This is a genomic window from Nocardia sp. NPDC055050, assembly GCF_053608345.1.
The window spans coordinates 182,029-193,455 of record NZ_JBSGVG010000010.1 but is presented as its reverse complement, the minus strand read 5'-3'; the positions used below and the strand labels follow the sequence as shown (position 1 = coordinate 193,455).

The following is an 11,427-nucleotide window of genomic DNA, read 5'->3' as shown; positions in this document are numbered from 1 at the left end:
GTGGCCATTACGAATGTCCTCGTTGCCAATCGTGGTGAGATCGCTCGCCGCGTCTTCGCCACCTGCCGTCGGATGGGCATCGGCACCACCGCGGTCTACTCCGATGCTGATGCCGCGTCGCCGCACGTGTCCGAGGCCGACGCGGCGATCCGGCTGCCCGGAAACACCCCGGCCGAGACCTATCTGCGCGGTGAGCTGATCATCGAGGCTGCTTTGTCGGCCGGTGCCGACGCGATCCATCCCGGCTACGGATTCCTCTCCGAGAACGCCGAATTCGCGCGGTCCGTGCTCGACGCGGGTCTGGTGTGGATCGGCCCGCCGGTCGCGGCGATCGAGCAGATGGGCTCCAAAGTCGAGTCCAAGAAGATGATGGACGCCGCCGGTGTTCCCGTCCTCGCCGAGCTCGATCCGGCCGAGGTCACCGACGCGCACCTGCCCGTGCTGATCAAGGCGTCCGCCGGTGGTGGCGGACGCGGTATGCGCGTGGTGCGCGAGCTGGGCGAACTGCAGGATCAGATCGCGGGCGCTCGGCGCGAGGCCGAGTCGGCCTTCGGTGATCCGACGGTGTTCTGCGAGCGCTACCTCGAGACCGGCCGTCATATCGAAGTTCAGGTCATGTCGGACACTTTCGGCAAGACCTGGGCCGTCGGCGAGCGTGAGTGCTCGATCCAGCGTCGTCATCAGAAGGTCGTCGAGGAAGCGCCGTCGCCGCTCGTCGAGAAGATCGACGGCATGCGTGATCGCCTGTTCGAGGCGGCGCGTCTGGCCGCCGAGGCGATCGGGTACGAAGGCGCGGGCACCGTCGAGTTCCTGGCCGACGAGAAGGGTGACTTCTTCTTCCTGGAGATGAACACCCGTCTCCAGGTGGAACATCCGGTCACCGAGCAGACCACCGGGCTCGACCTGGTCCGCCTGCAGTTGCAGGTGGCGTCCGGCCTGCCGCTGCCCGCGACCCAGCCCGCCCAGCGTGGTCACTCGATCGAGGTTCGCCTCTACGCCGAAGACCCCGCGCACGACTGGCAGCCGCAGAGCGGTCCGGTGCACAAGATCGAAATCCCTTTCACCGCCGGTGAATTCACTGTCCTCGACCAGCCGGGCGTGCGCCTGGATACCGGTGTCGTCGACGACTCGGTGGTCGGCGTCCACTACGATCCGATGCTCGCCAAGGTGATCTCCTACGCCGAAACCCGCGCGGAGGCAGCACATCTGCTCGCCACCGCGCTCCAGCGTGCCAAGATCCACGGCCTGGTCACCAACCGCGACCTGCTCGTGCGCGTGCTGCGGCACCCGGCGTTCCTCGCCGGTGACACCGACACCGCCTTCTTCGCCACCCACGACCTGGCCGTGCTCGCGGCGCCGCTGGTATCGGAGGTCGATGAGACATTGTCGATTGTCGCTGCGGCACTTGCCGATTCGGCTGCCAATCGCGGCACCTCTCGCCTGGCCGGACTCACCCCGAGTGGCTGGCGCAACCTGTCTTCGCTGCCGCAGACCAAGTCTTACGAAAGCCGGACCTCCGGCACCCACGAGGTGCGCTACCGCTTCACCCGCACGGGTGTGGCGGTCGAGGGCCACGACGGTCTCGAGCTGATCTCGGTCGCGCCCGATCGGGTAGTTCTCGGTGTGCCGAATGAACGTGGTTCGGTGCGCAGGCAATTCGAGATCGCCCGCTACGGCGATCACGTCGCGGTCGACTCCCCGCTCGGCCCGGTGGCGGTGCGCAGGCTGCCCCGCTTCACCGATCCGTCGGAGCAGGTGGCCGCCGGTTCGCTGCTCGCGCCGATGCCGGGCAGCGTGATCCGCCTCGGCGCCGCCGAAGGCGACCACGTCACGCAGGGGCAGCCCATTCTGTGGCTGGAGGCGATGAAGATGGAACACACCATCGCGGCCCCGGCGACCGGCATTCTCAGTGCACTCAACGTGACCGTCGGCCAGCAGGTCGAGGTCGGAACCGTCCTCGCCGTCGTCGAGGAAGAAGAGCAGGAGCAGGCATGAGTTTCATCGAGACCGAAGAGCAGAAGGCGCTGCGCGCGGCGGTCGCCTCGCTGGCGAGCAAGTACAACTACCGCGACTACGTGCTGCCGCTCTCGCGCAAGAACGAGCCCCTCACCGAGCTGTGGGACGAGGCGGGCAAGCTCGGCTTCCTCGGCGTGAACCTGCCCGAGGAGTACGGCGGCGGTGGCGCGGGCATGTACGAGCTGGCGCTGGTGCAGGAGGAGCTGGCGGCGCAGGGCGCCGGGCTGCTGCTGATGGTCGTCTCGCCTGCCATCTGCGGCACCATCATCACCAAGTACGGCACCGAGGCGCAGAAGCAGAACTGGCTGACCAAGCTGGCCGACGGCTCGTCGAAGATGGTCTTCGCGATCACCGAACCCGACGCGGGCTCCAACTCGCACCAGATCACCACCACCGCCCGCCGTGACGGCGGCGACTGGATCCTCAACGGCCGCAAGATCTTCATCTCCGGTGTCGATCAGGCCGAGGCCATCCTGGTGGTCTCGCGGACCGAGGACCACAAGACCGGCAAGCTCAAGCCCGCGCTGTTCATCGTGCCGGTGGATGCGCCCGGCCTGGTGAAGAACGTCCAGGAGATGGACGTGATCGAGCCGGACAACCAGTTCACGCTGTTCTTCGACGACGTGCGCCTGCCCGCCGACGCCCTCGTCGGTTCCGAGGACGCGGCCATCGCCCAGCTGTTCGCCGGATTGAATCCCGAGCGCATCATGGGCGCGGCCATGGCGGTCGGCCTCGGTCGCTACGCCATCGACCGGGCGGTGGAGTATGCCAAGGAGCGCACGGTCTGGAAGACGGCGATCGGTGCGCACCAGGGTATTTCGCATCCGCTGGCCCAGGTGAAGATCGAGCTGGAACTGGCCAAGCTGATGATGCAGAAGGCCGCGACGCTCTACGACACCGGCGACGAGTTCGGCGCCGCCGAGGCGGCCAACATGGCCAAGTACGCGGCCGCGGAAGCCAGCATCAAAGCGTTGGACCAGTCGATTCAGACCCACGGCGGTTCGGGCCTGACACGTGAGGTGGGGCTGGCGGCGATGCTGCAGGCCGCGCGCATCTCGCGCATCGCACCGGTCAGCCGCGAGATGATCCTGAACTTCGTCGCCCAGCACTCGTTGGGTTTGCCGCGCTCGTACTAGGCACAACGGTGGTCGCCCCGGAGATGGGGCGACCACCCCTACCGGATGAACAGGAGTCCCGATGAGTGACGCGACGGAAGCACCGTTCGTCCGCTACAAGGTCGTCGACGGGTTCGCCAGGCTGACCTTCGACTCGCCGCACAACCGCAATGCGCTCTCGTCCAGGCTGGTTCGCGAGCTGCTCGCCGGATTCGACGCGGCGGCCACCGATCCCGCCGTGCGCGGCATCGTGCTGGCCCACACCGGTGACACCTTCTGCGCGGGCGCTGACCTCAAGGAGGCGAGCAACGCCGATCCCGCGGTGGCCGCCGATGAGCGCACCCGCGTGATGATCGACGTGCTGCGCGGCATCCTCGCCTCGCCCAAGCCGGTGATCGCGCAGATCGACGGCAATGTCCGGGCCGGTGGCATGGGCATCATCGGGGCCTGCGATCTGGTCGTCGCGGGGCCGGGCAGTAGTTTCGCGCTCACCGAGGTGCGCATCGGGATGGCGCCGTTCATGATCTCGCTCACGCTGGTGCCGCGGCTGGACCAGCGGGCCGCGAGCCGCTACTTCCTGACCGGCGAGAAATTCGATGCCGCGACCGCGCAGGAGATCGGCCTGGTCACCGTGGCCGCGCAGGACGCCGCCGCCGAGGTGAAACGCCTGAGTGGCGAGCTGCGCAAGGGGTCGCCGCAGGGACTGGCCGAGTCCAAGAAACTGGTCAACGCGGCGGTGCTGGCTACGTTCGACGCCGAGGCCGAAGCACTGGCCAAGCGGTCGGCGAGCTTCTTCGGCACCCCCGAGGTGATCGAGGGCATGACGGCCTTCTTCCAGAAGCGTCCGCCCAGCTGGGCACAATAGTCCGATGGCGACACCCCACGAACCCAAGCAGGACCGCAGCCGGGCCACCCGGCAGCGGCTGCTGGAGGCGACCATCGACTGCCTGGCCGAAACCGGCTGGGCAGCCGCCACCGTGTCGGTGGTCGCCGAGCGGGCCGGGGTGTCGCGCGGTGCCGCCCAGCACCATTTCCCCACCCGCGAGGATCTGATCACGGCCGCGCTCGAGTTCATGTTCGAGTTCCGGATGGACCAGGCCAAGGCCGAGGCCGAAACGGTGAACGCGGTCGCCCAGGGTGCGGGCCGCACGCGCGCCGTCGTCTCCGCGCTCGTCGAGTCCTACACCACCCCGTTCTTCAAAGCCGCGCTCCAGGTCTGGACCCACGCCGCCGCCGACCCGGCCCTGCGCGAACGCATCCTGCCCCTCGAGGCCCGGTTCGGCCGTATCTCCCACCGCCGCGCCATCGAGGCCCTCGGCGTCGACGACTCCGACCCGGTCACCCACCACCTCGTCCAGGCCACCCTCGACCTGGCCCGCGGCCTCGGCCTCGCCGACGTCCTCACCGACGACTCCGCTCGCCGCAAACTGATCGTCGACCAGTGGGCCGCCACCCTGCACACCGCCCTGAACCTGTCCCACTGAACCCTTGTGACCTGGTCGTTTCGAGGTATATAGTTCGGGCATGGGGGAATATATATCGAGGGACTGTGCGATGACCAAACGCCTGATCGAGATCGACGACGAGCTACTCGAGTCCGCGCAGGACGCGCTCGGGACTACCGGCGTCTCCGATACCGTGCGCGCGGCCCTGCACTCGGCAGCGGTCACCGCGGCCCGAGCCCGTCATGTCGAGTGGCTCATCAACGGGGGGCTGGCAGAGATGGCCGATAAGGATCGGCGCGACGACGTATGGCGGTGACAGCGCGATACCTGGTCGACACCAGCGCACTCGCCCGAATGCCTCGTCCGGAGGTTGCCGGTCACCTCGTGCCGCTCATCGACGCGGGAGTGGTCGCCACCTGTGCCGTTATCGACGCCGAGATCCTATACAGCGCGCGCAATCCTGTCGAATACGAACAGCTCCGATCGGATCGGCGCGCGCTGTTCGAGTATCTACCGACCAACGACGAACACTGGCAGAGCGCGTTTGCTATCCAGCGCGAATTGGCGCGGTCGGGCCGCCACCGCGCGGTCGGCATCCATGACCTGCTCGCTTCGGTGTTGGCGATAGAACACCGCCTTGTCCTGTTCCACTACGACTCCGATTTCGAAACGGTCGCATCGGTGGTGGACCTCAATCACCGCTGGGTCGCGCCTCGGGGGAGTCTCGAGACATCGTGACCAGGTGATGTCACACTCCGGTCGCCTACGTCGTCGTCTCTGTGAACCCGCAAGAAGCGATGAAGGAGTGGATCATGGTGGAGCAGAAGAAGATCGCGGTGGCGGGGGCAACCGGGCGGCTGGGTCGGCACGTGGTGGATGTGCTGGTCGAGCGTGGGTACGACGTTGTCGCCTTCTCGCGCGCCGACGGTGTCGACATCGAGACCGGTGCGGGTCTCGACGAGGCGTTGACCGGGGTCGACATCGTTATCGACGCGTCGAGTACGCCGTCGGCCGATCAGCAGGTGGCGACCGAGTTCTTCACCGCTTCCGCGCGGAACCTGCATGCGGCGGGGGAGCGGGCCGGGGTCGAGCGGCTGGTGGTGGTGTCCATCATCGGGATCGACGGTTCGCTCGCCGGGTACAACGCCGCCAAGCTGGCCCATGAGCAGGAACTGCTCAAAGGTGCACTGCCGGTGCAGATCCTGCGTGCGGCGCAGTTCCACGAACTCGTCGAGGTGATGGTCGGATGGGGCACGCAAGGCTCCGTCGCCTACGTTGCGGGTATGCGTACCCAGCTGGTCGCCGCGCGAACAGTCGCCGAGGCGCTGGTCGATCTCGCCGCGAATCCGATTGCCGCCGAAGATATTCCGTTCCCCGAGATCGCAGGCCCGCAGCCGGAGACCATGGCCGGTGCGGCCGCCGTTCTGGTCGAGACCCGCGGGGACGCGCTACAGATCATCGAAACCTCCGACTCGGCCAACCCCGACCGCGAGCAATTCGAAAACGGCACCCTCCTGCCGTCCCCGCACGCCACCCTGGCCGGTCCCTCCTTCGCCGAGTGGGTCTCCGCTGCGCTGTAAGGCTGCTCGGCGCTCCGGTGCTGCTCGGCATATCAACGACGCTCGCCTGTCCGATGTTGCTTCCCCGGGGAGCTCGTGCAAAGGCTGCTGCTCCCGTTCTCCGACGTCGGGCCGAATTGTGATTGCGTGGTGGATGAAATCTGGGCGGCAACGCAGGGTGCCGGCGGCGCGATGGGGTGAGGCGACACGAAGGCTGGGCCCGGCGGATCGGGGTGATCCGCCGGGCCCAGCCTGTCGTCGAGACGGCTACGACTTCGGTTGGGTGAGGTCGTAGAGCGTTACCCCGTCGACCGTCGTCGCCGAGTAGTTCGCCGTCACCCATGCGGTGATCGCCGAGCTGGTCGACGCGCTGTTCCCGCCGGGACCACCGCGCCCACCGGCGACGAAGTAGTGGATCTTTCCGTCGGCCACGTACTGCTGGAACTGTTCGAGGGTGGGCGACGGGTCGCTGCCGTTGAACCCGCCGACCGGCATCACCGGCAGTTCGGTGGCCAACTGATACCCGGCGGCGCTGTTGGAACCGACGGCCGCCGCGACCCAGGTGTAGTCGGTGCCGTTCGACTCGAGCAGGCTGACGATCTGATCGCTCGGCCGTGATCCGCCCAGCAATCCGCCGGCGCCACCCATGCGCTGGTCGCCGCCGTTCGTTCCCTGCGCGGCACCGTCCGGCGTCGCCGCGCCGTCCTGCCCCAGCGCGGCACCGTCCGGCGCACCCGTGGCCGCACCGTCCGGGGCTGTCCCGCCAGGTGCGGCACCGTCCCTGGCGGATCCGTCGGCGCCCGGCCTGCCACCGTCGCCCCCGGGACGCATACCGGGTCCCCCCATGCCGTGCATCCCGCCGGAACTCGGTCCGGCGGAAGGGATCGCACCGGAATGCGCGGACGCGAGGGTGTCGATCGAGTAGGCGATCGGTCCGGCGAGGCCGAGGAAGGCCGCGGCGAGCGCCACGATCACCGACTGCTTGCGAGCCAGTGGGAACACGAACGCGACGGTGGCGACGACACCGACGACAAGGATCGTCCAGCGCAACCACGGCTGGAAGGAAGCGCTGCGTGACAACAACATCCACGCGGTCGCCGTGGTGAGCGCAATGGCCACCGCGCCCGCGCACCGCGCCCACAGCCGATCACGCGAACCCCAGATCTGCACGGCGCCGGTCCCGACCAGCGCCGCCACGGCGGGCGCGAGCGCCACCGTGTAGTACTGGTGGAAGATCCCCGCCATGAAGCTGAACACCAGTCCGGTGACGAGAAGCCAACCGCCCCAGAGGATCAGCGCGGCCCGCCGAGCATCGGTGCGCGGCGCGCGTCCGCGCAAGGCGAGCCCGACCACGAGCGCGAGCAACGCCGCCGGAATCAGCCACGCGATCTGACCGCCCTGCGCGGGTTCGAACATCCGGGTGATCCCGGTGCTTCCCCACATCCCGTTGCCGCCGGCGGGCAGTTCCCCGCCGGGGCCGACACTGCCGGTCTCGTTGCCGTTCAACCGGCCGAGTCCGTTGTATCCGAGGGTGAGCTCGATGATCGAATTGTTCTGTGACCCACCGATCCACGGCCGCGAATCCGACGGCCACAGCTCCACCGCCACTATCCACCACCCCGCGCCTGCCACCATCGCCGCTCCGGCGGCGAACAATTGCGCGACCCGCTTTCCCAGCTTCGGGGGTCCGGCGATCAGATACATCAGGGCCAACGGTGGCACCACCAGCAGCACCTGCAACTGCTTGGCCAGGAACCCGAATCCGATGAACGCGCCGGTGAGCAGCAACCATCGCCACCGTCCGTCCGCGACCGCTCGTGTCATCGCCCACGCGGCCGCGATCATCAGCAAGACGAGCAGCGCGTCGGGATTGTTGAACCGGAACATCAGCACCGCGACGGGAGTCACCGCGAGCACCGTGCCCGCGATCAACCCCGCCGCAGGTCCGAACGACCTGCGCACCGTCGCCCACAACAGTGCGACGCTCGCGACGCCGAGCAGCACCTGCGGCACCAGCATGCTCCAGCTGTTGAGCCCGAACAGCCGGACCGACAGTTCCATCACCCACAGCGAAGCGGGCGGTTTGTCGACGGTGATCGAGTTCGCGGCGTCGGAGGAGCCGAAGAAGAACGCCTCCCACGATTGCGAACCTGCCTGTACCGCAGCGGCATAGAAGTCGTTGGCCCAGCCGTTGGCGCTCAGATTGATGAGATAGGCGATCAGTGTGCCGAGCAGCAACGCCGCCAATGCGGGTCGCTCCCAACGCTTTCGGGTCGGCGTGGTCTTCGCGATGCCGGCGGGTGGGGTGGGTGCGATGGTCGTGGTCATCGACGGACCTCCACCGCGTGCGTGCGCGCTGCCGACTCCGCGCTCTCGGTGGCTGCGAACACCGGCGAGACGCTCGTGCTCCGGTCGGCGCCCGCGTGCCGGAACACCCAGCGCAGGCCGACGAAACGAGCGAGTGTCGCCACGAGATTGGCGGTGATCAGGACGGTGAGTTCCACCGCCACGGGTGCGTCGGGTGCCCAGCGGTGCAGGGCGAACAGGGACCCGCTGGTGACCGCCAGCCCGAACGCGAAGATGGCCAAACCCTGGAACTGGTGCGACATCGCGTTGCCGCGTCCGCGCACGCCGAAGGTGAATGCCCGGTTGGCGGCCGTATTGCCCACCGCGGTGACCAGCAGCGATATCAGATTGGCGCCCTGACTGCCGAGCAGCGGCTGCAGCAGCAGATACAGGACGATGTAGGCGAGGGTCGAGCTCACCCCGACGATCGCGAACCGCACCAGCTGCCCGACCATGCCGAGGGGTACTCCGGCGACCAGCGGTTCCCGCCCGACAGCGGCCCGCAGCTCGTCCAGCGGGAGGGCGCCGGTGGTCAGCGCCCTGGTCAACCGCCAGATTCCGCGCAGGTCCTTGCGTGCGGTATCGATGATGTCGACCCGGCTGTCGGGATCGTCGATCCAGTCGACGGGCACCTCGTGAATCCGCAGACCCGCCCGCTCGGCCAGCACCAGCAGCTCGGTATCGAAGAACCACTCGCCATCCCGAACCAGCGGCAGCAGTTCGCGCGCGACCTCGGTGCGCACGGCTTTGAATCCGCACTGCGCATCCGAAAAGCCTGCCCGCAGAGTGGTTTTCAGCAGCAGGTTGTAGCAGCGGGAGATGATCTCACGCTTGGGTCCGCGCACCACGCGAGCCGACGCGTCGAGCCTGGTGCCGATCGCGAGATCGGAATGCCCGGACACCAGCGGCGCGATCAGCGGCAGCAGCGCGTCCAGGTCGGTCGACAGGTCGACATCCATGTACGCGACCACCGCCGCGTCCGAGACTTCCCACGCGGCCCGCAGGGCCCGCCCACGCCCTTTGGCGTCCAGGTGCAGCACCTCGACGCCGTCGAGTTCGGCGGCCAGCAACTCCGCCACCGCGAGGGTGGCGTCGGTGCTGGCATTGTCGGCGATGGTGATGCGGGCCGTGAACGGGAATCCGGCGCGCAGATAGGCATGCAACCTCCGCACGCACAGGCCGAGATCGACCTCTTCGTTGTACACGGGTATCACTACGTCGAGCACCGGCGCGCGGCTGCTCTGCATGGCCTTCTGCTCGGCCTCGGTCTGAGTCATGACACCCAGACTCGATGGCCGCGCTGCCACCGAGCTGGGACCGAGCTGGGAGGTTGCTGGGGATCGTGGTCAGCCGCGACGCAGGCGCAGCACGCTGTCGGCGCGCTCGCCGACCACACCGTCGGGGCTGGTCGAGGGGGTGTGGACCAGCTCTGCGGTCTCGACCTGCCACTCGGGCCCGAGCTCGAGCTGCTCGAGCACCTGCTCGATGGTCGGGAACACATGAGTGTGCATCTGGCTGGAGGCCCAGCTCGGCGCGGCCGCGTGCGCGCCGACCACCAGTACGCCACCCGGCGCGACGGCGGCCGCCGCGCTGCGCAGAATCCCGGCCCGCTCGTCCGGCAGTTCCACCGGGGAGTGCAGGAACTGCGCCGACACCAGGTCGAAGGTGCCCGCCGGGAAGCTCGCCTGGAGGTCGTGGCGCTCCCACACGATCGTCACGCCTACCTCGGCGGCCCGGCGCGCGCCACGCTCCATCGCGGTCGCGGAGATGTCGGCGGCGGTGACCTGCCAGCCGCCCTCCGCCAGCCAGATCGCGTCGGCACCCTCGCCGCAGCCCAGGTCGAGGGCGGTCCCTGGGGTCAGCTCGGAGACCTCGCGCACCAGGAGGGGGTTCGGGTTACCGGTCCAGATCTGCGCACGTTCGCGGTAGAAGTCTTCCCAGAACTCTTCGGCGTTCGCCACGGTCTCGGTCATCGATGCTCCTGGTCAGTCAGGGTGAAAGGATCACCCGATAGTGCATCGGCGGCTCCGACGGGCGCCAGAAATCTTGCTGTTTCAGCAAATGTGTTCCCGCTCTCGGTGGGGTGCGTAACCCGCGGTACGGCCCGCCCTAGTATTACTACCGTGACGCGCGGTTACCCCAAGACGGACGAGGCGCCGCGGCGTCGTGTCGACGCGCGGACCGAACGCTGGCGTGAGCATCGCGTGCAGGTGCGGATCGAATTCGTCGACGCCGCGTTCCGGGCGCTCGATCAGGTCGGGCCCGATGTGAGCATGGGCGATATCGCCAAGGAAGCCGGTGCGGCCAAGCCGAAGCTGTATCGCCATTTCGAGGACAAGACCGACCTCTACAACGCGATCGTCGACCGGGTACGCGACATGCTCTGGGAGCGCGTGCTCACCAGCGTGAATCTCACCGACGATTCGATCAGCGAACTCGTCCATACCGCGGCCACCGAGTACGTGGCGGTCGTGTCGGCGCATCCGAACGTCTTCCGGTTCATGCTGCACAGCCATTTCAGCCAGCAGGCCAAGGAAACCGAACGCGCGCTGGTCGCGGCCCGCCAATCGGCGCGGCGGGCGGCGGAATTCTTCGCGGGCCTGCTGCCGACCGAATCGATCGACGTGACCGGGATCGAATTGGTGAACTATTCGATTTTCGGCGCGGTCGCCTCGGCCACGGACTGGTGGCTCGGCGCGAACCAGCGCGAAGTATCGGCGATGCCGGTCGAGCGCTTCGTCGACTATCTGGCCGAGAGCATCTCGGCGCTGGCGCAGGCGCACGCTCGCTTCAACGGGGTCAAGATCGACCCGTCGGAACCGCTGCGCTCGGCTTTCGGTCTCGACTGAGTTCTCGCGCCCGACACGAACTCCGTTGTTCTCGTCGATCACGTCGTTGGGGTCGACGGGGGTGCGATGGGTTCAGTATGAACCTGGGTACCGACAT

The 11,427-nt window shown here is 67.9% G+C and carries 11 protein-coding genes; 8 read left to right on the top strand and 3 right to left on the bottom strand.

Annotation, left to right across the window (positions count from 1 at the left end; genetic code table 11):
- From ACWGCN_RS13490 to ACWGCN_RS13460, 7 genes are all read left to right on the top strand, one after another.
- Positions 1-1,995: an acetyl/propionyl/methylcrotonyl-CoA carboxylase subunit alpha gene (locus tag ACWGCN_RS13490; RefSeq protein WP_452460259.1), complete on the top strand. Its 1,995-nt coding sequence runs from the start codon at positions 1-3 to the stop codon at positions 1,993-1,995.
- Positions 1,992-3,152, top strand: coding sequence for an acyl-CoA dehydrogenase family protein (locus ACWGCN_RS13485; protein WP_378633713.1), 1,161 nt, complete (start codon positions 1,992-1,994; stop codon positions 3,150-3,152). Before ACWGCN_RS13490 ends, ACWGCN_RS13485 begins: the two co-directional genes overlap by 4 nt.
- A gap of 61 nt (positions 3,153-3,213) precedes the next feature.
- Entirely contained in the window at positions 3,214-3,996 is a 783-nt protein-coding gene (locus tag ACWGCN_RS13480; RefSeq protein WP_378996093.1) for an enoyl-CoA hydratase family protein, read from the top strand.
- A 4-nt stretch (positions 3,997-4,000) separates the two neighbouring features.
- Complete coding sequence (locus ACWGCN_RS13475; RefSeq protein WP_378996095.1) at positions 4,001-4,615, top strand: TetR/AcrR family transcriptional regulator; 615 nt, start codon at positions 4,001-4,003, stop codon at positions 4,613-4,615.
- A 70-nt stretch (positions 4,616-4,685) separates the two neighbouring features.
- Positions 4,686-4,892 (top strand): DUF2191 domain-containing protein, encoded by a 207-nt coding sequence (locus ACWGCN_RS13470; RefSeq protein WP_358104280.1) that lies wholly within the window; start codon positions 4,686-4,688, stop codon positions 4,890-4,892.
- A complete protein-coding gene (locus tag ACWGCN_RS13465; protein ID WP_387445514.1) occupies positions 4,883-5,314 on the top strand; it encodes a PIN domain nuclease in 432 nt (143 codons plus the stop codon). The genes ACWGCN_RS13470 and ACWGCN_RS13465 overlap by 10 nt, the downstream gene beginning before the upstream one ends.
- 74 nt (positions 5,315-5,388) lie before the next feature.
- Complete coding sequence (locus tag ACWGCN_RS13460) at positions 5,389-6,156, top strand: SDR family oxidoreductase (protein WP_452460258.1); 768 nt, start codon at positions 5,389-5,391, stop codon at positions 6,154-6,156.
- A 246-nt stretch (positions 6,157-6,402) separates the two neighbouring features.
- Here the strand turns inward: ACWGCN_RS13460 and ACWGCN_RS13455 are convergent, their stop codons facing one another.
- From ACWGCN_RS13455 to ACWGCN_RS13445, 3 genes are all read right to left on the bottom strand, one after another.
- Positions 6,403-8,463 carry a glycosyltransferase family 39 protein gene (locus ACWGCN_RS13455; RefSeq protein ID WP_452460251.1) on the bottom strand — a complete coding sequence of 687 codons (2,061 nt, stop codon included), beginning with the start codon at positions 8,461-8,463 and terminating at the stop codon, positions 6,403-6,405.
- Positions 8,460-9,758, bottom strand: a complete 1,299-nt coding sequence (locus ACWGCN_RS13450; RefSeq protein ID WP_452460252.1) for a glycosyltransferase — start codon at positions 9,756-9,758, stop codon at positions 8,460-8,462. The genes ACWGCN_RS13455 and ACWGCN_RS13450 overlap by 4 nt, the downstream gene beginning before the upstream one ends.
- Before the next feature lie 69 nt (positions 9,759-9,827).
- A complete protein-coding gene (locus ACWGCN_RS13445; RefSeq protein ID WP_452460253.1) occupies positions 9,828-10,454 on the bottom strand; it encodes a class I SAM-dependent methyltransferase in 627 nt (208 codons plus the stop codon).
- A gap of 150 nt (positions 10,455-10,604) precedes the next feature.
- Here ACWGCN_RS13445 and ACWGCN_RS13440 point away from each other — a divergent pair, with 150 nt between their 5' ends.
- Positions 10,605-11,330 (top strand): TetR/AcrR family transcriptional regulator, encoded by a 726-nt coding sequence (locus ACWGCN_RS13440; RefSeq protein WP_378633734.1) that lies wholly within the window; start codon positions 10,605-10,607, stop codon positions 11,328-11,330.
- Positions 11,331-11,427: the final 97 nt, after the last annotated feature.

What these genes read in the sequence shown, in the direction of transcription:
- ACWGCN_RS13460 (WP_452460258.1), top strand. Translation starts at nt 5,389, where the DNA reads ATGGTGGAGCAGAAGAAGATCGCGGTGGCGGGGGCAACCGGGCGGCTG.
- ACWGCN_RS13455 (WP_452460251.1), bottom strand. Translation starts at nt 8,463, where the DNA reads ATGACCACGACCATCGCACCCACCCCACCCGCCGGCATCGCGAAGACC.
- ACWGCN_RS13485 (WP_378633713.1), top strand. Translation starts at nt 1,992, where the DNA reads ATGAGTTTCATCGAGACCGAAGAGCAGAAGGCGCTGCGCGCGGCGGTC.
- ACWGCN_RS13470 (WP_358104280.1), top strand. Translation starts at nt 4,686, where the DNA reads ATGACCAAACGCCTGATCGAGATCGACGACGAGCTACTCGAGTCCGCG.
- ACWGCN_RS13450 (WP_452460252.1), bottom strand. Translation starts at nt 9,758, where the DNA reads ATGACTCAGACCGAGGCCGAGCAGAAGGCCATGCAGAGCAGCCGCGCG.
- ACWGCN_RS13480 (WP_378996093.1), top strand. Translation starts at nt 3,214, where the DNA reads ATGAGTGACGCGACGGAAGCACCGTTCGTCCGCTACAAGGTCGTCGAC.
- ACWGCN_RS13465 (WP_387445514.1), top strand. Translation starts at nt 4,883, where the DNA reads ATGGCGGTGACAGCGCGATACCTGGTCGACACCAGCGCACTCGCCCGA.
- ACWGCN_RS13445 (WP_452460253.1), bottom strand. Translation starts at nt 10,454, where the DNA reads ATGACCGAGACCGTGGCGAACGCCGAAGAGTTCTGGGAAGACTTCTAC.
- ACWGCN_RS13475 (WP_378996095.1), top strand. Translation starts at nt 4,001, where the DNA reads ATGGCGACACCCCACGAACCCAAGCAGGACCGCAGCCGGGCCACCCGG.